This is a genomic window from uncultured Apibacter sp., from assembly GCF_946479295.1.
Taxonomy (GTDB): domain Bacteria; phylum Bacteroidota; class Bacteroidia; order Flavobacteriales; family Weeksellaceae; genus Apibacter.
The window spans coordinates 1-25,912 of the sequence record NZ_CAMLFD010000010.1 but is presented as its reverse complement, the minus strand read 5'-3'; the positions used below and the strand labels follow the sequence as shown (position 1 = coordinate 25,912).

The 25,912-nt window shown below is 27.9% G+C and carries 21 protein-coding genes; 11 read left to right on the top strand and 10 right to left on the bottom strand.

What is annotated here, in order from left to right; translation table 11 throughout:
• The first annotated feature begins 236 nt into the window (after positions 1 to 236).
• From Q0T35_RS07375 to Q0T35_RS07365, 3 genes are read left to right on the top strand one after another with little or no spacing between them, the layout of a single operon-like run.
• Positions 237 to 1,424 (top strand): glycosyltransferase family 4 protein, encoded by a 1,188-nt coding sequence (locus Q0T35_RS07375; RefSeq protein ID WP_295841599.1) that lies wholly within the window; start codon positions 237 to 239, stop codon positions 1,422 to 1,424.
• The gene (locus Q0T35_RS07370) at positions 1,421 to 2,644 is read left to right on the top strand and encodes an O-antigen ligase family protein (protein ID WP_295841596.1); all 1,224 of its coding nucleotides are present in this window, start codon (positions 1,421 to 1,423) and stop codon (positions 2,642 to 2,644) included. The genes Q0T35_RS07375 and Q0T35_RS07370 overlap by 4 nt, the downstream gene beginning before the upstream one ends.
• The gene (locus tag Q0T35_RS07365; protein WP_295841593.1) at positions 2,641 to 3,750 is read left to right on the top strand and encodes a glycosyltransferase family 1 protein; all 1,110 of its coding nucleotides are present in this window, start codon (positions 2,641 to 2,643) and stop codon (positions 3,748 to 3,750) included. Before Q0T35_RS07370 ends, Q0T35_RS07365 begins: the two co-directional genes overlap by 4 nt.
• Positions 3,751 to 3,879: 129 nt before the next feature.
• Here Q0T35_RS07365 and Q0T35_RS07360 read toward each other — a convergent pair whose 3' ends face one another.
• Positions 3,880 to 5,118, bottom strand: coding sequence for an OmpA family protein (locus Q0T35_RS07360; protein WP_295841591.1), 1,239 nt, complete (start codon positions 5,116 to 5,118; stop codon positions 3,880 to 3,882).
• Positions 5,119 to 5,677: 559 nt separating this feature from the next.
• Positions 5,678 to 7,003: an RIP metalloprotease RseP gene (gene rseP, locus Q0T35_RS07355; protein ID WP_295841589.1), complete on the bottom strand. Its 1,326-nt coding sequence runs from the start codon at positions 7,001 to 7,003 to the stop codon at positions 5,678 to 5,680.
• Between the two features lie 111 nt (positions 7,004 to 7,114).
• On the opposite strand from rseP, the gene Q0T35_RS07350 reads away from it, so the two are divergent.
• The 4 genes from Q0T35_RS07350 to obgE all read left to right on the top strand — a co-directional run bounded on the left by Q0T35_RS07350 (position 7,115) and on the right by obgE (position 9,872).
• Entirely contained in the window at positions 7,115 to 7,567 is a 453-nt protein-coding gene (locus Q0T35_RS07350; RefSeq protein WP_295811978.1) for a universal stress protein, read from the top strand.
• A 103-nt stretch (positions 7,568 to 7,670) separates the two neighbouring features.
• Positions 7,671 to 8,213 carry a hypoxanthine phosphoribosyltransferase gene (hpt, locus tag Q0T35_RS07345; protein WP_293917707.1) on the top strand — a complete coding sequence of 181 codons (543 nt, stop codon included), beginning with the start codon at positions 7,671 to 7,673 and terminating at the stop codon, positions 8,211 to 8,213.
• A 15-nt stretch (positions 8,214 to 8,228) separates the two neighbouring features.
• Entirely contained in the window at positions 8,229 to 8,807 is a 579-nt protein-coding gene (locus Q0T35_RS07340) for an adenylate kinase (protein ID WP_295841584.1), read from the top strand.
• Between the two features lie 78 nt (positions 8,808 to 8,885).
• Positions 8,886 to 9,872 carry a GTPase ObgE gene (gene obgE, locus Q0T35_RS07335; RefSeq protein WP_293917711.1) on the top strand — a complete coding sequence of 329 codons (987 nt, stop codon included), beginning with the start codon at positions 8,886 to 8,888 and terminating at the stop codon, positions 9,870 to 9,872.
• 113 nt (positions 9,873 to 9,985) lie between these two features.
• Here obgE and Q0T35_RS07330 read toward each other — a convergent pair whose 3' ends face one another.
• Entirely contained in the window at positions 9,986 to 11,539 is a 1,554-nt protein-coding gene (locus Q0T35_RS07330; protein ID WP_295841581.1) for a Do family serine endopeptidase, read from the bottom strand.
• 230 nt (positions 11,540 to 11,769) lie between these two features.
• Between Q0T35_RS07330 and pdxY the strand changes: the two genes are divergently transcribed.
• On the top strand, positions 11,770 to 12,630 hold the full coding sequence (pdxY, locus tag Q0T35_RS07325) for a pyridoxal kinase PdxY (protein WP_295841579.1): 861 nt from the start codon (positions 11,770 to 11,772) through the stop codon (positions 12,628 to 12,630).
• A 231-nt stretch (positions 12,631 to 12,861) separates the two neighbouring features.
• Here pdxY and Q0T35_RS07320 read toward each other — a convergent pair whose 3' ends face one another.
• The 3 genes from Q0T35_RS07320 to Q0T35_RS07310 all read right to left on the bottom strand — a co-directional run bounded on the left by Q0T35_RS07320 (position 12,862) and on the right by Q0T35_RS07310 (position 18,915).
• Positions 12,862 to 13,314, bottom strand: a complete 453-nt coding sequence (locus Q0T35_RS07320; protein WP_293917716.1) for a MarR family transcriptional regulator — start codon at positions 13,312 to 13,314, stop codon at positions 12,862 to 12,864.
• A gap of 150 nt (positions 13,315 to 13,464) precedes the next feature.
• Positions 13,465 to 13,680: a heavy-metal-associated domain-containing protein gene (locus tag Q0T35_RS07315; protein ID WP_295841574.1), complete on the bottom strand. Its 216-nt coding sequence runs from the start codon at positions 13,678 to 13,680 to the stop codon at positions 13,465 to 13,467.
• Between the two features lie 177 nt (positions 13,681 to 13,857).
• Positions 13,858 to 18,915 carry a T9SS type B sorting domain-containing protein gene (locus tag Q0T35_RS07310; RefSeq protein WP_295841572.1) on the bottom strand — a complete coding sequence of 1,686 codons (5,058 nt, stop codon included), beginning with the start codon at positions 18,913 to 18,915 and terminating at the stop codon, positions 13,858 to 13,860.
• Between the two features lie 403 nt (positions 18,916 to 19,318).
• On the opposite strand from Q0T35_RS07310, the gene Q0T35_RS07305 reads away from it, so the two are divergent.
• Positions 19,319 to 20,515 (top strand): DegT/DnrJ/EryC1/StrS aminotransferase family protein, encoded by a 1,197-nt coding sequence (locus Q0T35_RS07305; RefSeq protein WP_295812003.1) that lies wholly within the window; start codon positions 19,319 to 19,321, stop codon positions 20,513 to 20,515.
• Positions 20,516 to 21,097: 582 nt separating this feature from the next.
• Here the strand turns inward: Q0T35_RS07305 and Q0T35_RS07300 are convergent.
• Positions 21,098 to 22,093, bottom strand: coding sequence for a cation diffusion facilitator family transporter (locus tag Q0T35_RS07300; protein WP_293917723.1), 996 nt, complete (start codon positions 22,091 to 22,093; stop codon positions 21,098 to 21,100).
• A 245-nt stretch (positions 22,094 to 22,338) separates the two neighbouring features.
• On the opposite strand from Q0T35_RS07300, the gene Q0T35_RS07295 reads away from it, so the two are divergent.
• Together Q0T35_RS07295 and Q0T35_RS07290 are read left to right on the top strand one after the other, a co-directional pair.
• Positions 22,339 to 23,673 carry an MATE family efflux transporter gene (locus Q0T35_RS07295; RefSeq protein WP_293917725.1) on the top strand — a complete coding sequence of 445 codons (1,335 nt, stop codon included), beginning with the start codon at positions 22,339 to 22,341 and terminating at the stop codon, positions 23,671 to 23,673.
• Between the two features lie 8 nt (positions 23,674 to 23,681).
• Positions 23,682 to 23,981: a hypothetical protein gene (locus Q0T35_RS07290; RefSeq protein ID WP_293917727.1), complete on the top strand. Its 300-nt coding sequence runs from the start codon at positions 23,682 to 23,684 to the stop codon at positions 23,979 to 23,981.
• A 212-nt stretch (positions 23,982 to 24,193) separates the two neighbouring features.
• Here the strand turns inward: Q0T35_RS07290 and Q0T35_RS07285 are convergent, their stop codons facing one another.
• From Q0T35_RS07285 to Q0T35_RS07275, 3 genes are all read right to left on the bottom strand, one after another.
• A complete protein-coding gene (locus tag Q0T35_RS07285) occupies positions 24,194 to 24,604 on the bottom strand; it encodes a helix-turn-helix transcriptional regulator (protein ID WP_295841567.1) in 411 nt (136 codons plus the stop codon).
• Between the two features lie 518 nt (positions 24,605 to 25,122).
• Positions 25,123 to 25,284, bottom strand: a complete 162-nt coding sequence (locus tag Q0T35_RS07280) for a hypothetical protein (RefSeq protein WP_295841564.1) — start codon at positions 25,282 to 25,284, stop codon at positions 25,123 to 25,125.
• A gap of 10 nt (positions 25,285 to 25,294) precedes the next feature.
• A partial coding sequence (locus tag Q0T35_RS07275) for a hypothetical protein (RefSeq protein WP_295841561.1) occupies positions 25,295 to 25,912 on the bottom strand: 618 nt, incomplete at its 5' end.

Genomic DNA, 25,912 nt, shown 5'->3' with positions numbered 1-25,912 from the left:
AATATATAATTGATTAGTTTTGGATAAATGTAATTATGTAATTAATATATAAATTAACTATTATCTTAGGTAAGGTTATACTTACTATGGTCAATCTAAAAGATCTTCTAATATATAAATAAAAATTATGGCTTTACGTGTCTAAATAAAATAATAGTATAAATAATTTTTAATACCAGATTTGTATGTGAAAGAATAAGTATAAACTCATTAAATGAATATATTATTATAATATAATGAAAAAGATTCTTTTTATAAATACTTTATATTCCCCATATATAGGTGGAGGAGCAGAAATCATGTTTCAACAACAAGTTGAAGAATTGCAAGCTAGAGGATATAAAGTATGCGTATTGACTACTGGAAAAAATAAGAATTTAATAATAGAATCTTTAAATGGGATAAAGATATATAGAGCTGAAATTAAAAATTTTTATTGGCATTATGGAGATGATAAATCAAATAATAAAATAATGAAACTATTATGGCATTTAAGAGATATATATAATGTACAAATGAAAAAATATATTCAAACAGTTATAAATATAGAAAATCCAGATCTTACAATTTGTCATAATTTGGCCGGTTTTTCTGTCTCTGCTTGGGATGTGATAAAAAAAAATGATTTAAAAATAGTTCAGGTTTTACATGATATGTATTTCTTATGCGCGAACAGTACAATGTTTCAAAACGACCATAAATGTGAAAAACAATGTCTTAAATGTAAATTATTAAGATATATACATAAAAAGAAATCTCAACAAGTTGATATATTAGTTGGAGTTAGTCATTTTGTAATAAATAAAATGAATTATTATAATTATTTTAATTCTGTAAATAAAAAAGTTATATATAATGCCCAAGATATTAAATATTACAATAATGAAAAAATATGGGATGGAAAAGGAGTTTTTAAAATAGGTTTTATTGGATCATTAACAAAATCTAAAGGTATTGAATGGTTGATTAGTCAATTTAATAAATTAAATATTAATGCAACTCTATTAATAGCAGGTAAAGGAGAAATAGGTTATGAAAAATTTTTAATCGAACTTTCAAATAATAATAAAATTAAATTTTTGGGGTATGTTAAATCATCTGATTTTTATAAAAAAGTCGATTTGATATGTATACCGTCTATATGTGAAGATAATTTTCCAGGGGTAGCATATGAAGCTTCTGCTAATAATATACCAGTTATAGCCTCTAACACAGGAGGAATGGCAGAGATTATTAGTGATCAAGTGAATGGTATTTTAATAGATCCAAATGATGAAAATAGCTTAGGAATTTCAATTTTAAAAATATATAATAATGTTGATTTTTATAAAAAATTAGCTTCTCAATCAAGAAAACAAGTTGAAAATTTGTTAAACATCGATAGAATGCTAAACGAATATGAAATAATTATTAATGATTTATGAAATTATATGAATATTTTTTATCTATTGCTTTAGTTGTTTCAATTCAATTTACTGATTATAAAATATACGATATAAAATTAGGAGATATTATATCTATTATTTTTATGGTGTGTTTTTTATTTATGTCAAAAAAAATTATAACGCCAAAATTCTATAAACAATTACTAGTAATATTTTTAATTTTTCTTTTAAATTCTATAATTGCTTCATTATATGTAAAATTTAGCATACCAGAAAATATTAGTTTTCTAAAAAGACCTGTAATCTTGAGTTGTTGTCGTTATATTCAATGTACAGGGTGTATATTTTTTTCATTATTTACTTTTAATCTGTTCAATAAAGAATCAAAAGATTTAGATAAAAATATTTTTATTTTTATCGATAGAACAATGATTTTACTTTCAATCGTATTTCTATTAGCTTTTTTGTTAAGTCATATGGGAATAGAAACTCCATTTGTATGTGAAAAGAAAAGGCTTAGAGGCGGTTATGTTGAAGGAGGTCCTTTTGGATTATTTATAAGTTTCTATTTAATCATGAGATATTTGGTTATCAAAAAAAACGATATTTATACTATTTTATTTTTTTTACAAATAATATTATCACAATCTAAAGCTGCGATTATATTTTTACCAATATTTTATATAATATATTTAGTTATTGAGAAAAAATTAAATGTAAGTAAAATTGTTATTTTATTTATATTCAGTACTATAATTTTGTTTATTATAAACTCTTATTTTAATTTTTCCGATAAATTATTGAAATATTGGATAGAATATTTCGACATATATAATCAAATATATGGTTTAAATAGAGAAAATGATAGTTCATTGGTGATGGGACGTATAGCGGCGCTTCACATTGCTCCTAACATAATATTAGATAACCCTATTATAGGAGTAGGTATGGGTAATTATTCTTTAGTAAGAAATAATGAAGAATATTTACAAAGATTGCCGCCTGTCTCAGAATGGGACTTATCAGGACTGGGAGGAGTTTTTAACACTATAATTGAGTCAGGTTTTTTAGGATTAATATTGCTAATATCTCCATTCATTTATTTATGGATAAAATTTAACAATTGTAATATTGTTAAATATGGAATTATTCTTTTTTTTCTTCCTCAAGTTTTAGGCGTTCAATTATATTTTCATTATATATGGTTTGGATTGTGTTTGTTTTATTATTTAGGAATTAAAGAAAATGTATCAAAATGAAAACCCTAGTTATAGATTGCAGAATGATTGCAATGTCAGGAATAGGCCGATATATTTCTGAATTATTACCTTTTATTATAGCTGAATTGGGAAAAGATGTAGTGCTTTTAGGAAAAAAAGATGAGCTTAAACAATATAATAATAAAATTATAGAATTTGACGCGCCAATTTATACCATACAAGAGCAGATAAATTATAGAAAAATTATACCAAAATCAAAATTATTTTGGTCTCCACATTTTAACATTCCCTTAGCTCCCATAAAGTCTGAAAAAAGAATTACAACTATACATGATGTGTATCATTTAGCATTTTATAAAGAATTATCCATATTTCAAAAAATATATGCAAAAATCGTGATAAACGAAGCATTATCCAAGTCCGATAAAATTGTGACTGTTTCAAAATTTTCTAAAAATGAAATTCTAACATATACAAATAATAAATATAAAGATAAAATAGAAGTTATATATAATGGTGTTTCAGAATATCAATTTGATAAAATAACAGCCACTCCAAAAAATGATATTTTTGAAATCGAACAATATCCTTATTTTTTATTTGTTGGAAATATTAAACCTCATAAAAATTTAGAAAATGCCCTTAGAGCATATATTATCTTTATTGAAAATCTCCCAGAAAATATAAAAAAACCTCATTTCAAAATCGTTGGAAAAAGAGAAGGATTTATAAATGGGAATAATATGCAATTAGGAAATTTAATAAATGAAAATCCAATAATAAAAAATTTAGTTGATTTTACAGGATTTGTTTCAGATTTGAAATTGAAAGAATTATATTCCCAAGCTTTAGCATTAGTTTTTCCTTCAAAATATGAAGGGTTTGGATTACCACTTTTAGAAGCCATGAAATATAAATGTCCCGTGTTAGCTTCAAATATACCTCCGATAAAGGAAATTTGTGTTGATAGTGCATTATATTTTGATCCCAATTCAATAGAAGATATATCAAAAAAAATAAATAATATTTATTCAAGTAAACAATTAAGAGATAATCTTATAAATAAAGGTTACTCTAAATACAAAGAATTTTCATGGGAGCATTCGGCTAAAAAACATTTAAATATTTTGATGGATTTACTGTGATTTTTTATAAATTCTAATAATTTTAATCAATGATGTTATAATTGGATAAAAAATAAAATAAATACACTACAAATAAAATAGCTAACCATTATAAAATGATTAGCTATAAAAAGTTATTTATTAAATTACTTAATTTGAATCAATCACTGTAATAATAACAACACGATTCCAATCATTTTTTGGATAAGGTTGCATAGAATCTCCTTTACCGGAAGAAAAAATTCTTTCAGGGGAAATTCCGTATTCATTAATTAGCTTATTTTCAATAGCTTTTGATCTTTTTAAAGATAAAACTTCATTATATTTTTTAGAACCTGTTTTTTTATCTGCAAATCCGATAATTTCAACATTATAACTTTCATTCTCTTTTAAGAACTCAGCTATATTATAAATAATGGCTTCCTGTTTTGAGTTTATAGAACTACTATTAATATCAAATTGGACAGGGTATGGGTTATTTTTTACAATAGTTTGTTTTTTATAAATTGTTTTAGGTGAATATTTTTTAGCTTCATCATAATTTTTTTGTAAATTTTTATTTTCTTGAGTTAAAGAATCTACTTTTTCTGATAATTGGCTCAATAAATCTTGATCTATATTATTTAAAGGAACCTCATCACAATTTACTTTTTCAAATTTTTGTTTACAACCTAATCCAATTATCAATCCTAAGTTAACGGAACCTATTTCATCCCAGTCCTGTTTTTTATAAGATTTTACCCATTTTCTTTTATATTTAGCATCATTAAACTTTGATTGAACAGCTTGAGCAGAAACTTCAAAACTAATAGCTAACTTTTCATTAATCCTAAATGTATTAAGCAGACCAAGTACAATAACTGGTGAATTATTGTCAATGGCATTTCTATCAGTACCTATCCCTGCTCCTGCATATGAAATTAAGTTATAAAATCTATCGTCCTTATAGCCATAAAATAAATTTGATAAATTGAATAGTGCATCTGCATGAACGGTTAGATAATGTCCTCTAGACCTATGGCGTATTTTGCTAGGATCTAATGTATTCAAATCAATAGGGTTTCCATCTTTATCATATACAGGTATTCCATCAACATTATAAACATGTTTTTTTCCACCTTGAAATGTTAATCTTGCACCTATTATTGGTGAAAACCATTTTCCAACATTTAATGTGGCACCCCATGTAAGTCTCTCAAAAAAATTAGCTTCTTTATGTTGTTTCCCACCAAAATACATACTTCCACCACCACCAAAATTAAAAAACCAATTATCCCAAAACTTGTTATAAACATATTGAGGATTTAAATTTTCTTCTTGAGCTACTTCTTGTGATCCTAAATATAAGGAAGATAAGAATATAAAAATTATTAAATATACCTTTTTCATAAAACATATGTATTAACTATATAATTATAATATTATATATTCTTTTAAATTAGAAATAATTATAGGAATAAATAATTCGATAATTTATATATTTTAAAAATAAAAATTTTATTATTTATGCAAATATAATTAATAATTAAAACATACTTAAAATAAAACGTATAAATTTAATTTTGTGATTTATTAAAATAAAATGCTTCAAATTGATAAATTATAATCATAAATATTTAATTAGTTAATAAATGTCTCTTGATATACTATAATAGCTATTACTAAATAAAATCAATATAATTTTAATTACAAATGAATTGTAATTAGTTCAAGTAATAAAATAGTAGAAAATTAAAAAAGATTTATAAATAATCTTTAAACTATTATAATTAAAAAATATCTTAAAAAATTACAGGATGTATAAAATGATATTTCTTAAAAGTTAATGTTATAAAAAGATATTTTTTGAAATATTAAAAATAAAAGGCTGTCTTTTTCATAGACAACCTTTTAACTATTTTTTTATATTAATTGAGTTAAATTAAATTTATACTGTGAGAATATAAAATTAATTTAAAAAACTTTGAATAATATTCCAGAGATCATTTCCAAATACTAGAATCATTAAACCGAGAAGAATAAAAATACCAACCATTTGAACTTTTTCCATAGTTTTATCACTCAATTTTCGACCAGTAATCATTTCCGCAATAGTAAATAAAGCATGACCTCCATCTAATCCAGGAATCGGTAATAAATTTAAGAAAGCAAGCCAGATTGAAAACATAGCAGTAAAGCTCCAAAATTGCGTCCAATTCCATTCAGGAGAAAAGGCTTTATAAAGCCTTAATGGTCCACTTACTTGTTTATAGGCTTCTGTCTTTGGGTTAATAATAAGCTTAAATTGCTTTATTTGAATTATTAGCATTTCCCAAGATAAAACGGGTGCTCTTTTAACTGCATCAATAAAATCATATTTTTTAAAAGCGGTTGCATTTTTTAGATTGGATGCACTAGGAACGAAACCTAATACTGCACTATCCGGTACATAAAGCTTTTCATCTATACTTTGACCGTTACGAAGAATACCTAAAGATATACTATCATTTTTATATTTATTAAGCTCAAATTTCAACTCATCTAAATATTTAATCGATTGTCCATTAAGACTTGTTATAATATCCCCTTTTTTGAAATATTTTGAAGCTATAGATTTTGGTAAGATTGAATCGACATCTGCTATAATTCTCGGAGAAATAAATCCTCTTCCTTCTTGTTTAAGAACATCTCTTTTCTCTTCAGGAAGAAGATTGAAATTGATAATTTTTCCATCTCTTTTTACGGTTACATGATCTCCAAATAAGAGTGATACAGGTAAATAATTAAAGGTAGGAATTGGTTTATTATCAACTTTTAAGATAATATCACCATTTTTAAAACCTAATTTTTTTCCAACATCAGAGAAAGCATAACCATCCGTTAATTTATCTGTATTGATGGTTTGTTCACCGGTAGTCATCAAAATTCCCGTATAAATAACAATGGCCAATATGATATTTACAAAGATACCGGCAAGCATAATAATTAATCTTTGCCAGGCTGGCTTTGAACGAAATTCCCAGGGTTGAGGAGGATTTTTCATCTGTTCAGTATCCATACTTTCATCGATCATACCTGCTATTTTTACATATCCTCCTAAGGGCAGCCAGCCGATACCATATTCCGTATCGCCGATTTTCTTTTTAAATAAAGAAAACCAAGGATCAAAGAATAAATAAAACTTTTCAACTTTGGTTTTAAAGTATTTAGCAGCAAAAAAATGTCCTGCTTCATGAAAAACAACCAGTATAGATAAACACAATAATAACTGGGCTATTTGAATAAATATATGCATGTTCAATATAAAACTTAGTTTGCAAAAATAATAAAATTTATTCTATTGAAATTTTATGAAAAAAATAAAATATTGATTAACTTTAAAGAATATAATAAAAATCCATAATTTATGAAAACAATGATAGTCCCTATAGATTTTTCAGCTTCAACAAAATATATTTTGAAAGAAGCTGTCATCTACGCAAAAGCTACAGGTAGCAAAATATGTCTTTTACACGTAGCTAGTTTAGATTTAGGTTTTATAATCGGGGATATCGGTTTTCAATATCTTCCAGAACTTGAAGAAGCAGGAATGAAGGAAGAAACAAGACAACTTGTTGAATATGAAAAATCAATTAAACAAGAAGGGGTAGAAGTTGAAATTATAATCAAACAAGGGACTCCTGCAGATATTATACTAAAAGAATCAGAATCAAGAAAAGCAAATTTAATAATTATGGGATCGCATGGTAGAGGAATATTGATGGAAGCTATTTTAGGCAGTGTTTCTAAAAACGTAATTAACAAATCCAAAATACCGATTCTTATTGTTCCACCCAATCAACATCATCATGAAAACTAAAATATTAAAATTTTAAATTTATCTAACCTTAAAAATTATATACTTCAAACTTTGATATTTAGTCAATATCATTATATTTGCGACATAGTTAAGTTTGTTATATATGGAAGAAATTCAAATTCTGGATAAAACATTTACATCTTTTATCTCTTCTGAAGAAATTGATCACTCTATTCAAAGGATGACCAATACTTTATATGAAGAATACAAGCATACAGTACCCGTTTTTATAGGAGTGCTTAATGGAGTGATTATGTTTTTCAGCGATTTTTTAAAAAATTATAAAGGAAATTGTGAAATAGGTTTTCTTCAACTTTCATCCTATAAGGGTGGTTTGAAAAGTTCCGGAAATGTCGATTTAATAACAGATATGACTGTGGATATTACAGATAGAGATGTAATAATATTGGAAGATATTATTGATACCGGAAATACCCTAGAATGTCTATATAAATTACTTGAAGTAAAGCCGGTGAAAAGCATTAAAATAGCTACTTTATTTTTTAAACCGGATGTATATAAAAAAGATTTGAATATAGATTTAATAGGTATGAATATACCCAATAAATTTGTAGTTGGATATGGGTTGGATTATAATGGTTTAGGACGAAATTTAAAAGATTTATATCAATTAAAAGGAGAATAAACAAAGTATCAAAAAATGAATATAATTGTTTTATTTGGCCCTCCCGGAAGTGGAAAAGGGACACAAGCAAAAATTTTAGCAAATAAATTTAATTTAGAACACATTTCCACAGGAGATTTATTTAGATATAATATTAAAAATAATACAAAATTAGGAGAAGAAGCCCAATCATATATACATAATGGAAACTTAGTTCCTGATGAACTTACCACTGAAATGTTGATTGATGAACTTCAAAGGAATTCAACCAAAAAGGGATTTATTCTAGATGGTTATCCAAGAACAGAAAGTCAGGCAGAATCTCTTGATGAATTATTAGATAATCTGTTTCAAACAAAAGTGGATGTAACTTTAGCTTTGTATGTAGAAGACGAAGTATTGGTAAAAAGAATTTTGAAAAGAAGTGAAGAAAGCGGACGTACCGATGATGCCGATGAAAGTATAATTCGAAATAGAATTAAAGAATATTATGAAAAAACGGCAGTGGTTTCTCATTATTATAAGGAACAAAATAAACTTGTAGAACTAGACGGAGATGGTAATATAGACGAAATAACGGCTGCCTTGTCTAAAGAAATTGAGAAGTTTGTTTAAGAATAAAAAAACGTACATACAAATAAAAGGATTATTATGGAAAATGATAATCCTTTTTTTATAAAAAATATAAGATATATGCAGTCGAATTTTGTTGATTATGTAAAAATTTTTTGTAAAAGTGGACATGGAGGTGCGGGTTCAGCACATCTCCATAGAGCTAAATATATACCTAAAGGAGGTCCTGATGGAGGAGATGGAGGTAGAGGTGGACATATTATATTGCGCGGGAATGCACAATTGTGGACTCTATTAGCTCTTAAATATTCAAAACATAATAAGGCAGAAAATGGAAAGCCAGGAGGGAAGCAAGAACTTACCGGTGCGAATGGAGCAGATTTATATATTGATGTTCCAGTAGGTACCATAGCGAAGGATGAAGAAGGAAATATTTTAGGAGAAATAACTAAAGATAAAGAAGAGATTATTTTATTAGAAGGAGGAAAAGGAGGTTTAGGAAATTCACATTTCAAATCTTCAACCAATCAAACTCCCCGATATGCCCAACCAGGTTTGCCGGGTAAAGAATCTAATTTTATATTGGAATTAAAATTATTGGGAGATGTTGGATTAGTTGGTTTCCCTAATGCCGGAAAATCCACTTTATTATCAGCAATAACCTCTGCCAAGCCAAAGATTGCAGACTATGCATTTACTACCCTTATCCCTAATTTAGGAATAGTTAAATATAGAGATTTTCAATCATTTGTTGTAGCAGATATACCTGGAATTATTGAAGGAGCTTCTGAAGGTAAAGGATTAGGACATAGATTTTTAAGACATATTGAAAGAAATTCAGTTTTATTATTTTTGATACCTGCAGATGCTAAAGATTATTATAAAGAGTATCAAATCTTAGTTAAAGAATTACAAGAATATAATCCGGAATTAAATGATAAGGACCGATTAATTGCTATTTCTAAATCGGATTTGATTGATAAAGAATTAGAAGAAGAAATTAGAAAAACATTTCCCAAAAATTTCAAGTTGATTTTTATATCAGCAGTGACTGGAGAAAATCTTATTCATTTGAAAGATGAACTCTGGAAATTGCTTCATCAATAGTAATTGAAATTTTTAAAAATTATAACGATAAGAAAAAAAATGCAACTTTTTAATAATTTAAAAAGTTGCATTTCAAAATTACTTACTAATTATATATTAATAACGATGTTATGTTATTCCATTTTAAATCCTCTTCTATAAATTCTACCGTAAGGATCAACATATCTTACAGAAACAGTTCCTTTATAATTTTTTAATATTTTTTCAATATCTTTTTCACTATTTACAGGTTTATCATTAACTTCCATAAGTATGTATCCTTCACCAATACCTGCAGATTTCAATTTTCCGTTACTATCTATGCTGGATATTACGATACCTGATTCTAAACCGTAATTAACTTTTTGTTCATCACTTAATTCTTGGAATTCTGCTCCAAGTTTTTCAGCAATGCTTAAATCATTCTTGGTTTTAACAGAAATACCGCCTTTAGCATCTTTAATTCTTACATTGAAAGTTTTAGTAACCTTATCTCTCAAAATAGTTACATTTACTTGATCACCCGGTCTTTTTTCTCCAATAACTCCCGAAAGTGTTGGGAAATTTTTTATAGTAGTTCCATCAATCTGCTTAATAATATCTCCTTTTTTCAAACCTGCTTCTTTAGCTCCTCCATCATTTTGAATATCTGTAATTAAAACTCCTTCTTGAGATTTGTAACTGGTTTTGTTTTGAAGATTATATTGCTTCACAGAAGCATCATCACTCAAATCAAGCGCACCTATGCCTAAATACCCTCGTTGTACCAAACCATATTTGCGAATATCTTCAACTACTTTTTTAGCAATATTGGAAGGTACGGCAAAGCTATATCCTTCAAAAGTTCCGGTTCCCGAATGAGAAGCAATAGCGGTATTAATACCTATAAGATCGCCATTAGTATTTACTAAAGCACCTCCACTATTTCCCGGATTGACTGCAGCATCTGTTTGTATAAATGATTCTATCGGACTTTTAGAATTGGAACGTAATAAATCTAGGCTACGACCTTTAGCCGAGATAATACCTGCAGTAACAGTTGAAGTTAACCCAAAAGGATTTCCTACAGCTAAAACCCATTCACCTACACGTACATTATCGGAATTATAAAAATTTAAATAGCTAAGTCCTTTTTCATCTATTTTCAATAAAGCAATATCAGAATTGATATCGGTTCCAACTAAGGTGGCTATATATGTTTTTTGATTGTTAAGAGTAACTTCTATTTTATCAGCTCCATCAATAACATGGTTATTAGTTACTATATATCCATCAGTAGATATAATCACACCAGATCCCAATCCACTTGGTGTATCCTTTGGAGATTGCTGTTGTCTTTGCTGTCCTTGTGAATTAAAAGGATCTCCGAAAAAGAAATCAAAGGGATCTAAGGAACGGCGTTGTTGTTGACTGAATGATGAATAACATTTAACACTAACTACTGCATTAACTGTTTTTTCTGCTGCTATAGTTAAATCAGGAGGATTTAACCCAACAACTCTATTATTAGAAGCTGAAGTAAAATAAGCTTTTTCGTTATTATTAGTAGTATTTTTAAATATTTCAAAATCATTTAATTTTGAATTATTTGATAAAGAAGTAACTGCTCCCGCGGAAATTAACCCACCTACTACTCCTACTAAAATATAAGAACCTATTTTTTTAATTTCAAACTTATTTTTTTTCATAGTACAAAATTAATTTAAATAAATACTGGTTTTTTTATTTCAAAAGTAATACCAAAATTCAGTTATTTTGCTGCTTTAACGGTTTTTAACAAGAAATTAATCTTTTTTTATATGGTTTGAAAATTTTAAATCTTCCATATTATGTGTTTATCCATTTGGATTTCTTTTTCCATTTACTATTATATTGCGAATTAAAGTTCATAAATTTGTAATTAATAATTGTAAAACTAATGAAAAATATTTTATCTATCCAATCTCATGTAGTGTATGGACATGCAGGAAATAGCGCAGCTGAATTTCCTATGCAACGTTGTGGTGTTAGGGTATGGTCATTAAATACCGTGCAATTTTCAAATCATACACAATATGGACAATGGACAGGTGAAGTAATGTCAGCAAAACATTTATTGGATATTGTACAAGGAATAGATAATATTCATCAACTAAAAAAATGTGATGCTGTTTTAAATGGGTATATAGGTTCTCCTGAACAAGGAAAATCTATTTTGGAAATAGTTAGGAAGGTTAAAAGTGAAAATCCTAATGCAATATATTTTTGCGATCCTGTTATGGGGCATCCTGAAAAAGGTTGTATTGTTGCTCCGGGTGTATCAGATTTTTTTAAAAATGAGGTTATTGGTGTAAGTGACATAATGGCACCTAATTTATTGGAGTTAGAAATTTTAACCGATAGAACAATTACTTCAGTGAAGGAAGTGATTTCAGCTATTGATGTACTTCATGCTAAAGGAGTTAAAACGGTTTTAGTTAAACATTTAAGTAGGGCTGGGTATCGTTCCGACAAATTTGAAATGTTATTATCCACTCCAGAAGGAAAATGGCATATATCTCGTCCTTTGGTGGATTTTGGTGTTAGACAACCGGTTGGGGTAGGAGATTTAACTTCAGGATTATTATTAACCAATATGTTGCTTGGTAAAGCCTATAAAGATGTATTAGAACATACCACAGCAGCAGTGTACGCAGTTATGTTAGAAACTCATAGACAAGGTGAATATGAATTGCAATTAGTTGCTGCTCAAGATGAAATTGTTAATCCTACTCAAAAATTCGAAGCAGTTAAATTATAATTATAATTGAGAATATCACCCTTTTTTATATTATTTAAGAATTGTGAAAGCCATTTTACTTTTTGATTCATACTATATCTTACACAATTAAATTATATAAATGGAGCTAAACTTAATTAATAAAAACTTTAGAATATAATTAGATTTTTTATACCTAATAAAAGAGCATGACTATATTTACTTAATAAATTTCCACATATAAATAAGTTACTTAAGTCAGTAAGTCGAAAATTATTTATTAGTAGAATCGTGTATATTATTCTGAATGTGCTTTAGAATCATAAAAAATTCATTTAGTTGAGTTTCGGTAAGCCCATTGGCAACTTCCTTTGCATGTGCTTTTGCTATATTTTTGGCTTTGCTAAGTAGTGTATTGCCTTCTTTAGTAATAAGTATAATCTTTTTTCGTCGATCGGTTTTAGCATTTATTCTGATTACCAAATTTCTTTTTTCTAATATATCAATAGACCTTGTTATGGCAGAATTATCTCTATGAATTTTTATAGAAATGGTTTGCATGGATATTCCATCAGGATATTCCGTTAATAAATCTAGAATAATAAATTGCTCCGGAGTAACATCTAATTGGTTACTAGTAAATTTTTTATTTAATAAATTCCTATGTAGATTTTCCGTATAACTTAATTGATAACCTATAGAATTTTCTTTTTCAGAGTTAGTCATTAGTATTTAATTATAAACTTTGCGAATAAGTTTTAAAAATACAAATGTAAGTAATATTAATAAAATATTTTATTATCTGTACTTAGTATAAAATAAAAAAGAACCTTTATATATTAAAGGTTCTTCACTAAAACATATTGAAGATTGATACTAAATTTTTTCTATAGTAAAACCGGCTTTTTTTACAGCATTTACAATAGCTTCATCAGAAGCACCATCCGAATCAACTGTTAAAATTTTTTCAGGGTTGGAAGTGTCTACATTCCAACTAGATATACCTTCAACCTTAGATAAAAAAGGAGTTACAGCTTTTACACATCCACCACAATCTATATTAGTTTTAAACTTTAATTCTCTATTTTTCATTTTTTCTTTATGTTTATATTTTGCTCAAATTTAAAAGTTTTTAACTTATTCTAATTATATATTTATGGAAACTTTTTACATAAAATATACGGGGTCGAACTATACTATATAATTAATTTTTTTATATATGATGCTCATTATTAATTATATTTAGATATGTTGAATTAAACATACAAATTAGTTTAAATCAACCCGGTTATTATGGTTTCGCAAAACAATCCATCCGGTAAACTGTCTGCCATCGGCAATATTGATAATATACCAATACGTTGTAGTAGGTAAAGGTCGCCCTAGATAATATCCATCCCATACAAAGCACGAATTAGAGCTTTGTGTAAATACTACCTTACCATAACGGTCAAATATTTTAATTTGTGAAGGAAGTGAGTCAAAATGCTCTAAACCACATAGTTGCCAAACTTCATTAAAATTATCTCCATTAGGAGTAATTACGTTATTAATCTTAAATAAGACCCCTTTCTTTTCAGTTGAAAAACAGCCGTTCGCCATTGATCTTACATAAAATGTATAAATTCCGGGATTTAAATTATAAAAAGTATTATGAGATTGCCAATTCTTATTATCCATAGAATACTCTAAAGGAGCTTCGCCTTCAGCCATAACAGTAATGTAATCATTACCTTCTTTTAAATCAATAATTTTGGTCTTAGGATACTCAGTTACAGAAGTTGTATAAGTATAAGAACACCCATTCTTGCCAGAAATAGTTACAGTATAAATACCGGCCTTAAAGATGGTGATTGTATGTTTATTATACCCTTTTTCTCCCGTATTCCATTCATAAAAATCTTCAGGATTATTTGTATTTGAAACTAATTCGAGACTACCATTAGGACATATTTTTAAATTTTTCCCTAAATAACTTACTGGAACCGGTAAAGTTTTTAAAGTGGCTTGACTTAAAGAAGGACAATAATCAGGGGAAGAAACGCGAATGTACACTTTATCAAGATGAGGCACTATATTTTTATAGTTATAGGGATCTTTTATTGGATTCATTTGATTTTTTGCATCGGATAAGGTCCTAAAATATTCAAAAGTTGCCTTAGGATCTTTAGTTATTGATGAATTTAGAGTTGTAAGATTAAATAAAGTTAAACCATCAAAATCATCATCGCAACTTTCCATTTCAATGGAATTTGTATTAACTTTGATTTTATCTTTAGTATAGAGCGTTACACTTCTTATAGAACTACATCCGTATTTATTAGTTGCTTTAATAACTATTTTTTGATTAAAATCATTAACAGTATACTGATGTATATTCTCAATCCTATTCGCATCTTTTTTTGCATCTTCTATATTATAATAGTAAGAAAAAGTGTATCCCTCAGGATTAAATATTACGGCGTAACGAAGTTGATCGAGATCTAGCTTATAAATACCGTCTAAATCTGTGTCGCAAATTAAATATTTAGAATTGATTAGCTTAGGAAGTGGCTCAAGTATAATTTCTAAATATCTTACCGTATAACAGCCAGTGGCAGGATTATCAAAACGTATCCATACATAATCTTTGGCTAAAGTTACCGAATAATTATCAGGATTTTTTATACGATCGTTTTCATTTTTATCGTTAGCACCTTTTTCTGTTTTATAATAATTTATCAGTAAATTTTGCCTAGGGTTCAGTAAAACTTCTGATACATAGCTGTTTAAATTAATATATTCCTGCATGTCAGACCCTTCATCACATATATGAATATCTTTATTTTGAGCTAAAATTTTCTCTGCACTGTGAAAAGTTAATTCAGCAATCGAAAAGCATCCGGATGAATTTGAAATTCTTACATATAAAGTAGTCGGAAATTTTTGGATTGCGTATTCTTTAGCATTATTAATTACTAAACTGTTATCATAAGCATTATTAAAAGAGGTAAAATAGGTGAATTTAAAAGTAGAGATAACATTATCCACTAAAATATCATTATATTGAGTTAAATCGACAATTTCCGTATCATCAGAATTGTTGTCACATATTTTAATCGTTTTATTATGAACTAAAGGAGATGATTGTAATGTAAATCCTAATTTATGAATCACTTGACATTCATTTCCAGACGAAATTTTAACATATAATTCCGTTGAATTTTTAATTGCATGTCTTAAAACTTTATTTATATTATTTATTGCATCCTTTTCACTTAAATAATATGAAAATGAATAATTTTTATGATCATTAACTAAATGAGAATTTAAATCATTTAAAGTAACATCCTCTACTTGGTCATTATTAAAATCACAAATATTTAAATTTAATTTAACAACTTGTGGAAATGGGTTTAGCTTTATTTTTAAAGGTCTTATTTGATAGCAATGGGTATCAATATTGGTAAAACGTATAAATACTGTAGTTGTATTATATATTGTGAAAGAAGTAGGATCTAAAATTTTTTCATTATTATTCTGCTGTTCTGCGCCCTGAGAAGTAAGATAATATTCAACAGAAATTTTAGTTGTATTTATTCCGCTTTCTGCTACCGAACGAGTTAAGTCAACAGTTTTAGAATGTTTATTCTCTTTATCACAAATTTCAATGGAAGAAAAATTGGGTACAATTATAGAATTAAACAATTCTATCTCAACCGGAATTATACTCGGACAGCTCTTATTATAATTACTTCTTACAAATATATTTTTATTACTAATACTAATCGGATATTCAGTTTTATTGGCTATAGGGTTGATTTCTTTGAAAGCATCTTTTTCTGATTTATAGAATTGTATCGAACTATAATCTGATAAATTTAAAAGGTTAATTAAATCATTTAAATTAAAATTTTCTTTCCCATCATTTTCTGAATCACAGATTGTAAATTTTTGAGTTTCAGATACTTCTAACTCTTTCAATTTCAGATTAATTTTATGATAATATTTACATCCGTCATTAACATTAATTTTCACATAAATGATTTTTTCTCTCTTTACTATTGTTTCCGTGATCGGGTTAGTTTCATTATTATAATCTTCTAAAGTTTCATAAAAAGCTATAGAAGATGGAGGGTATCCGGCCATAAAGATAGGACGTAGTGTATTTAGATTAAAATGGCTTTCGCCCGAATTATTTAAATCACAAACATTATAAGATGGTATTTTTTCAATTTTAGCTCTAATCTCAAGTTTTATTTCACGAATGTACTCGCACTGAGTAGTATTATCAAAAAAACGTACATATACTATAGAATAAGGCATTACAACGGTAAAATTAACCAAATCATTAATTTTTTGAGAAAGGTCCTTATTTATAGCGCCTTCCCATGAATTATATATTCCATCAAGAATAATATCTTGATCTCTTTTCATATCGTTATAATAATCTAAAAGATTAACTTTAATTTCATGTAATTTACCATCGCATACATATTTATGCATATTTTTTACTGCTGAATTTTTAAAAGAAAAAGATATTGTATTTATGGATGAACAATACCCCGGGCTAGATATACTAACATATATGACCTCTCCATTGGTAACAGTGTAGGATTCTGGGTTTAGTATAGGATTAATGTTTTGTAAAGCATCGGTTTCATAATTATAATACGTAAAACTTAAATTTTGATAATTGGTTAGAGTACTTTCATAAGATCTTAAGTTATATATTTCTCTTCCATTTAAATTTTCATCACAGAGAATAATTTTTTGAGGTTGAGAAATAATAGTTTTTTGAAACTTAAAAGTAACGGGTATTATGGAAAAACATTCATCATATTCTTTATTACTTGCTTTGGCATATATAGTCACTGTGGAGGAGAGTGAAAGCGTACTAATAGGGTTTACACCTTCAAGAGCATTATTATAAGAATCAAAATAATCAAGATTCATCCAATTTTCGTAGCCGTTTATGTAATCTTCATAATTTTTTAAATAAATTATTTCTGAATCATTATTTTCCTCGTTTCCACATATAATTATTGGTTCTGTTTCCTTGAGGTTCGGTTTTCTTTTTAAATGTAAGGTTATAACGGAAGTTGAATAACAATCTTTATTCCTAGAAGCGCGTAAATAAAATGATTTTGAATTTTCTGTTATAAGATAGGTATTAAGATCGGCAATAGGATTTTCTCCTGTATTAGCCTCTTCTATATTGAGATGTAAAGAAGTGGTCACATCATGATTAGCTTCGGAAGCCTCAAGCATTAATTCTTTTAAATTGATAACAGCATTAGGAGTATTACCTTCAAAACATTTATATACAGTTAAATCTTTTACTTTGGGATAATCCGGAGAAAATATGATTTGAAATTCATTACTAAGAGTAACAGGGGTACAACCAGCATAAGATACATTTACATAATAAGTTGTCGATGATTTCGGACTAACTTCCGAAGAAGGGATTAGATTTTGATTGGAATCTTTCCATTCCACACTAGGTATTGCCGTAGTACCTTCGGGAGAAAATCGCCACGCTTCATTATATGCTTCCCAAATTCCTGTATTTCTAGATTGTGGGGCTATTCCTTGCGAACCATCGGAATTCGTGATCCCTATTAGAGTCCTTTTTTCATTGCCTATTTCACAAGTTAAAGGTTTATTTTTTATATAGATTTCAATTATGTTGGTTGTTTCATATAGTACAATTTGTAGTGTAGATTTGGAACTTTCACAACCGAAATGATTCATATTATAATAATTTATAATAGTTTTTCGAAATGGCATCGTTCCTGTTGTATACATAGATATTTTACCACAATCATTTGTACATCCGAAAACATCACTATCATTGGTCATATCATGATAGGCACCGAAAATGGTGTTGTGCATTAAGTCCTGATTGGGAATGGCACCTGCTATGACATATGGACATTCGGTACCAGTATATTGAGTATCAAAGCAGAGTACACCGTTATCTCCTAAAATTATAGAGCTGTAAGTATTTCCATAAAAACAAAATTTAAAAGGGAGATTTTGTACATTGCTCCATTTATCGTCACTTTCAATCATGACTTCTTCCCCTTCGGAAAAATTTCCCACCGGATTGAAAGGAATAGCTGTAACAGAATATTTGGTTGTATTTTTAATTTCAGGATATTCGGCTTTTAATGAAATTTTATGGTTTTCATTAAAATTATAGTCGCAGTCAATTGTTATAGGACTCTTATTATCATTATGATCTTTTATTATCAATGTAGATGGGGGTACAATTTGACCTTGAATTGAGATAAATATTCCGAAGAATATTAAAAAGAGATAATGAATCGGAGCCCTTGTGCTCATTTTATTTATAATTTTTTAATGTTAATGTTAGTTTAACAAAGTTAACATATTTTAACTTTTAATTTTTATAAATTTTTAAATATTTTTAAAAATAAATGAATATTTAAAAATAAAAAATACAAAATATTAAGAATAATGTATTTTTTATTGTGTTTTTTTAAATTATATGTATTTGAGTGGTCTGGTTAAGATATAAAAAATGAATATTATTTTAAATAGGGAAAATATAAAGAGCTCTGTATAATATTTTTTATTAACTCATTCATACTAAAAATTATATTAAAATATCACAAGTACCATGTTTCGATAGAACTTTTTTATTTGTTTTTAAAGATTCTTTACACTCAAATCCTTACCTTTGTTTTAGGTTTTTAACAAAAAAAATAATATAAAATACTTTATTATGCCAGGATATGAGCTTTGGGGTGAAGAAGAAAAAAAACACCTGAACGATATTATTGAAAGTGGTATTCTTATGCGTTATAATTTTGAATCTGTTAGGAATAATCATTGGAAAGCAAAGGAATTTGAGCAGGCCATTCAAAAAAGAATGCATGTAAAGCATGTACAGTTAACCAGCAGTGGAACTACGGCCTTAATGACTGCACTAAATACGGTGGGAGTAGGAGCAGGAGATGAGGTAATATTACCTACCTTTACCTTTGTGGCTAGCTTTGAGGCAGTATTAAGCGTAGGAGCTATTCCTATACTTGTAGATATTGATGAAACTTTGACCATGGATCCGAAGGCAGTTGAAAAAGCCATATCGCCTAGAACCAAAGTAATTATGCCGGTGCATATGTGTGGAGCTATGGCAGATCTTTCAGCTCTTAAAGAATTAGCAAAAAAACATAATTTATTAATAATTGAAGATGCGTGTCAATCTTTTGGCGCTACTTATAAAGGCAAATATCTTGGAACCATCGGTGATTTAGGATGTTTTTCATTTGATTTTGTTAAAACGGTAACCTGCGGAGAAGGAGGAGCTGTTTTAACTAATAATGAAGACTATTATGTGCATGCTGATCAATATACAGATCATGGACATGACCATATCGGAGATAACAGAGGAGCAGAAAATCATCCTTATTTAGGGTTAAATTATAGAATTTCCGAATTGCATGCAGCCGTAGGTCTTGCTCAGTTTGAAAAGCTGGATAAAATACTTTCCACTCAAAGAAAGAATAAAAAAGCATTGAAAGATGCCTTACAGGGAATTGAGGGATTAGAATTTAGAAAATTACCCGATGAAGCCGGCGATAATGCTTCATTCTTGAGCATATTTTTGCCTAACAAAGAATCAGCTCGAGAATTGACTCGAGAATTGAGCAGCAAGGGGATAGGTAATGCATATTGGTTCGATAACAATTGGCATTATGTGAGAAAATGGGATCATTTGAAATTGCTAAAAACTTTAGCCCCGCTTTATAAAGAGCACAAAGAATTATTGCCAAACTATGCCAATGCGGATTATTCACAATCAGATGCAATAATGGGAAGAACAATAACTATTCCTATCTCTTTATTATGGACAGATGAAGATTTGGCTAAAAAAGCGGAAATTATAGCTACTTCAGTTAAAAAAGTATTAGCAAAATAAAATATATAAATATTTTTTAATAGAAGCTGCTATCAATAACTTTTGTAGCAGCTTTTATTATATATTATTAAAGCTTTATTATTTTTCAGCTACTTATTATATATCTGTATATGCTAAGATTAGAAAAATACACAAAATAAATTTTATAATTTAAATATCAATTAAGGTATTTAAATTAAAAAAGTTTGTTAGCAATTAACATACAAACAGGTTAAGAATATATAATGCTCCATTATTTATATAGAAGAAATAATTTAATAGTTATTAAATTGAGAATTCTTTTGCCAATGTCTTACTTCTATAAATACTTAAAATAATAAATATGATGCCGAAGAATGATGTTTTAAAAAATGAAAAAGAATAATTTTTCCACATAAGTTTAATCCAGTATGTAAAAGTATATTCACCAGAAAATAAAAATCCAGAGTTATAATGATTGTCAACAAAACAATAAAGTATAAAGTCAATAAAAAACATTAGCAGTGAAAATATACAAGTAAATATAATTACGTATCCGATTTTTCCTAATGATTTATATATTTTTTCTTCAATATTTAAAAAATTCTTTTTATTACTCATATTTTATTTATCTAATTTATGGTGTTTATCAATTTGAATATTTTCTTTTGTCCATTTGATTTCATTATCAAAAAGATATTTACGATAAGGACAACTATCTTTTTTACAAATTTTGCACGAAATAACTTCACGACAATCATCAACGTGAACAAACATTTCAAAACTATTGCCAAAATTATCAACAATAATTTTATTTAGCTTATCTAGCTCTTTATGCGCTTCCCTGAGGTTAAAATACCAAGGAAGCGTTAGGTGGCAATCCAAATGTAAGCTGCTCCCGTATTTGATAAATCTTACATTATGAATATCAATCCAATTTGGATTTCTATTTTTATTTAATATATCAACCAGCTGAGTAATTAATTCTTCATCAGCTTCATCCATTATGCCGGCTAAAGATTTGCGAATAATTTTTACTCCGGTAAAAATAATGATCAAAGAAAAAATTAGGGCGATGATACTATCCAACCAATAAATTTTAAAAACATACATGACAAAAAGGCCTATTACAAGCCCTATGGTAGAATATGTATCAGTTTTAAGATGTTCTCCTCCTGAAATTAAAGCTAAGGATTTGTTTTTTTTTCCTTTTTTAACCGCTCCTACTCCTAAAACATAATTTACTAGTCCTGCGATAACAATTAAGACTATCCCATAATCCAGTTTTCGTATAACTTGAACATGGAAAATATCGCTCACGGACTTATAAATAATCAAAATACCGGCTACAGTAATCAAGCTACCTTCGATACCTGCCGAAATAAATTCAATTTTGCCATGTCCATACGGATGGTCCCTATCTTTTGGTTTGGAAGAAATATAAAGACTATATAATGAAAATAATCCGGCAGCAACATTGCTAATGCTTTCCAAGGTATCGGTCAATATAGCTACTGATTGGGTTAACTGCCAGGCAACAATTTTCATAATGAATAATGCCGATCCAACAATAACCACAATTTTTTGAAAAAAATAATTTTCTTTTGCAGGGGTATTCATGTATTCGTATATAACATTTAGGGGCAAATGCCTGGCGCTGCAAAGGTACATCTTTTGTTTAATTGTAGTGGCAATTATTTTTTTTAATTTTAAAAGATACCTTTTATTTGAAGTAAAAAGGTGTCAATAATGAAAAAAATATTCTATAAAATCAAAAATGTTTAGTTATTTAGTATAAAGATATTCATTTTGAATGAATCGATTTTTATTAAAATTTCTATCTTTGCAGGCTCGAAAGGATTCAAATGAATTTAAAAGAACATTTTAAAGCCAATACAAAGTTAGCTCTTCCGGTTGTCATCACACAGCTGGGACAGGTATCTGTAAATTTTATTGATATTATAATTATAGCTAATTTGGGAGAACGAGCAGTAGCTTCCTCTTCCTTAGCAACCAGTTTGTTTTTCATATTTTTAGTGTTTCTATTAGGTTTTTCTTATTCTATGTCGCCACTTATATCCTCAGCAGTTGCAAATGGAAATAAGAGCAGAGTTTTAAAAATTTTTACACATGGTGCGGTTATGAACGTTGCCTTGGCTTTAGGAGTAATTTTATTATTGGAGTTTTGCTCTCCTTTACTGTATCATGCCAAGCAAGATGTATCGGTAATACCCGATGCCATAACTTTTCTCAATATCAGTGCTTGGAGCTTATTGCCTTTAATGATTTTCCAATCTTATAGACAATTTTCCGAGGGTATTTCTATGACCGTTTTAGTAACTATAGCCACTATCATATCTAATATTGTTAATGTAATTTTAAATTTTGGATTAATTTACGGATATTGGGGGCTTCCGGAAATGGGATTGAAAGGGTCGGCTACGGCTACTCTAATTGCTCGCATTTTAATGATGTGTATCATTATAGTGGTCCTATATTGTAATAAAAAATCTTTATATTACCTAAAAGATGTCAAGTGGAAAAATTTTCAATCTGTATATTTTCGTAAATTAATATCAATAGGTTTACCTTCATCTTTACAGTCCTTGTTTGAAATAAGCTCATTTGCCTTAGCTGCATTTATAGCCGGTATGCATGGATATTTAGATACGTCTGCGCATTCGGTAACCTCTAATTTAGCATCTATTACCTTTCAAGTTTGTACTGGATTCGGAGTTGCTGCAACGGTACGGGTAGCAGGATATTATGGTGTGAAAAATATGTCGGACCTTAAAAAGGCCGGAATGGCTAATATATATTTGGTATTTGCATTTATGACTATATGTGGGCTACTTTTTATAATTTTTAAAGATCAACTACCGTTAATATTCTTTGATAAGAGTAAAACGGAAGTTATTGCCATAACTTCTAAATTATTGATATTAACGGCCTTATTTCAAATATTTGACGGAATACAAGTAGTTAGCTTGGGATGCTTACGAGCCATGAGAGATGTAAAAATTCCTACTTTTATATGCTTTATTGCATATATTGTCTTAGCTATCCCTATTGGATACTATTTATGCATTAATCAAAAGCTGGGAGCTGTAGGAACTTGGATAGGTTTGTGTATTGGATTGGGATTTGCTGCCATTATGCTTCTTTGGCGTTTTCAAATTCTTACCAAAGGAAAAAAATAATTTATACATTGATTCATATTTATTTAGAAAACAACTCACGGGTACTTTCAATACATAGGGAAGAGTCTTTGCCTGCCTTAGAATCACAGGTTTTGGAAATATTTTCTAAATTAAATTCTTGGGAAAATTCACTTTTAGGAATTCAGGTAGCTGATTCTTTGGAAATAAAGATTCAATCATATAATAAACATATTTGGAAAGTTGAGAATATTGATTGCAAAGAAGATAAAAGCTCTGTAAACTATTATTCAACTCAAAGGGTGATACGATTAATTAAGGATATTTTTTTAGATACTAATTTTATATAAAAAATAATAAGCATATCTATAGAAATTACTTTTGTAATGTTAATTTCTAGTATTTAATTGAATAAAAGTGTTTTAGCAAAATTAATTTCTTCTTTATAATAAGTGAAATATTTTTGAACTAATAAGTTTTAATAATTTATTAAATGATTTTTGAAACTAAAGAAAAAAATAAAATTTTTATTTATTTTAGTGAAAATAAATATTTTATTAAATTATTTTTTTGACAATTTTTCAATTAATTCATCCCTGTCTTTTATCATTTTCTTATAGAGTTCTTCTTTTTCACAATATAATTCAACGATTTTATCAATAGGATTAAAATTGCAATTGATATTATTAGAATTTGAACCTACTTGGCTACTATTATCGTAAAAAGTATTTATATAATTATTAGTAGTTTCATCAGTCATATTCTTTATGGCTTCTATAGGGATTTTCAATGCTAGAGAAACTTTTTCTAAAATTTTATCATCTAACGCTTCTTTTTGCTCATAATCTGATACAGTAGCCTGGCTAACACCTAAATCAAAAGCAAGAGATTCCTGCTTAATACCAAGCATTTCTCTTAATCTTTTTATATTTCTTCCTTGATGTACTTTCTTAGGGGCTGTATCTATACTCATAACAAAAGTGTTTTAGCAAAAGTAACAAAAAATCTGATAAAACAAATCTATATTTTATAGGCTCAAATATATAATATAAAGGTCTCATCAATACCATATAACCTTATATTCTCTTTGCTTGAAAATATATTGCTATTTAGAATAATTTTCGACCTAATTCAGAATTATAAATATTAGTTTTATTTGTTATATATAATGTGTTGTACTTTTTTGATAAAATACAACATTTTTGGTATGAATAAGAATATTTTTTAGCTTTTATACAATATTAATTAATAGTTAGTTTTAAATGATAAGAAAATACAGCTATTTTAGTATTAGAAAATGAGAATATTTATTTTGAAGAGTTTTTAAAAATATATTGTATAATCATCTTAGGATGAGGAGTTGTCATAAAAGATAAAGCACAGTCGTGGAAGCTTACAGAATTATAGCAATGAGGTAAATATTTCTTACATTAAATTGGGAAGTAAAATTCTGTATCGTTTCTCAATTATTAAAAAGCTGATGCAAGAAGGCTATATGGGAATTTTAGAAAATAGCTTAAAATGTGAGGATATTTTATCGCTCAAGGTTATTCTTGGGCAACCGTTTATTCTGTAGGCCATCGTCCCCCAAACGGCTAGGAAGATATAAGTAGAAATAAACGTGGGCGCATTCAAAAAACAGGTTTCAGTCATAATAATTTCGTTATTTAATTATTTTCAATTTGTTTATATACGCTAGTTTTATATCACTTGCATAACTAAATTCAGAATAATTGAGGTCTATATTTTCACTATGCTCCAAAGATTTATACAATTCAATAATTCTTCCTTTGAATTTGCAATGACTAATAAAGTGGTTAAAAAATTGTTCTGCTTTTTCTTTTGGTGCAAATCGAATCATAAAACCAAGCGGGAGTAAAGAATCATCAACATATTTATTGAATTGCTGTCCATTTTCTGCCAAAAAATCAATTGCTGAAGTTGTTTCTTCAAATAGATCAAATATAGGCAAGGCATATTTGTTTAATAATTCCGCAATTTCTTCAATATATTTTTCGCGGCTCAATCCTGCCAAATTCCAAGATTTTGATGTTTTGTAAGGAGTGATATTCCCTAAATATTCAGACACAACAATTCCGCTACTGTACGAGTTATTTGTTTGTTCAATTATCCATTCTTTCAATTTTTTTGAGTAAACATTTATGTGGGGTAGAATTGAAATATGAAAATTTGTGTTTCTGAAACTGGACTGAAATACTATTTCATAAACTATATCTTTATTTTTAGACTTTTTTTTGAGTATCTGACCTTTTTGGATTGC

Coding starts and splice junctions, on each gene's coding strand:
- Q0T35_RS07295 (WP_293917725.1), top strand. CDS start 22,339: ATGAATTTAAAAGAACATTTTAAAGCCAATACAAAGTTAGCTCTTCCG.
- hpt (WP_293917707.1), top strand. CDS start 7,671: ATGGAAGAAATTCAAATTCTGGATAAAACATTTACATCTTTTATCTCT.
- obgE (WP_293917711.1), top strand. CDS start 8,886: ATGCAGTCGAATTTTGTTGATTATGTAAAAATTTTTTGTAAAAGTGGA.
- Q0T35_RS07365 (WP_295841593.1), top strand. CDS start 2,641: ATGAAAACCCTAGTTATAGATTGCAGAATGATTGCAATGTCAGGAATA.
- Q0T35_RS07305 (WP_295812003.1), top strand. CDS start 19,319: ATGCCAGGATATGAGCTTTGGGGTGAAGAAGAAAAAAAACACCTGAAC.
- Q0T35_RS07360 (WP_295841591.1), bottom strand. CDS start 5,118: ATGAAAAAGGTATATTTAATAATTTTTATATTCTTATCTTCCTTATAT.
- Q0T35_RS07315 (WP_295841574.1), bottom strand. CDS start 13,680: ATGAAAAATAGAGAATTAAAGTTTAAAACTAATATAGATTGTGGTGGA.
- Q0T35_RS07340 (WP_295841584.1), top strand. CDS start 8,229: ATGAATATAATTGTTTTATTTGGCCCTCCCGGAAGTGGAAAAGGGACA.
- Q0T35_RS07310 (WP_295841572.1), bottom strand. CDS start 18,915: ATGAGCACAAGGGCTCCGATTCATTATCTCTTTTTAATATTCTTCGGA.
- Q0T35_RS07300 (WP_293917723.1), bottom strand. CDS start 22,093: ATGAATACCCCTGCAAAAGAAAATTATTTTTTTCAAAAAATTGTGGTT.
- Q0T35_RS07375 (WP_295841599.1), top strand. CDS start 237: ATGAAAAAGATTCTTTTTATAAATACTTTATATTCCCCATATATAGGT.
- Q0T35_RS07320 (WP_293917716.1), bottom strand. CDS start 13,314: ATGACTAACTCTGAAAAAGAAAATTCTATAGGTTATCAATTAAGTTAT.
- Q0T35_RS07280 (WP_295841564.1), bottom strand. CDS start 25,284: ATGACTGAAACCTGTTTTTTGAATGCGCCCACGTTTATTTCTACTTAT.
- pdxY (WP_295841579.1), top strand. CDS start 11,770: ATGAAAAATATTTTATCTATCCAATCTCATGTAGTGTATGGACATGCA.
- rseP (WP_295841589.1), bottom strand. CDS start 7,003: ATGCATATATTTATTCAAATAGCCCAGTTATTATTGTGTTTATCTATA.
- Q0T35_RS07330 (WP_295841581.1), bottom strand. CDS start 11,539: ATGAAAAAAAATAAGTTTGAAATTAAAAAAATAGGTTCTTATATTTTA.
- Q0T35_RS07350 (WP_295811978.1), top strand. CDS start 7,115: ATGAAAACAATGATAGTCCCTATAGATTTTTCAGCTTCAACAAAATAT.
- Q0T35_RS07370 (WP_295841596.1), top strand. CDS start 1,421: ATGAAATTATATGAATATTTTTTATCTATTGCTTTAGTTGTTTCAATT.
- Q0T35_RS07285 (WP_295841567.1), bottom strand. CDS start 24,604: ATGAGTATAGATACAGCCCCTAAGAAAGTACATCAAGGAAGAAATATA.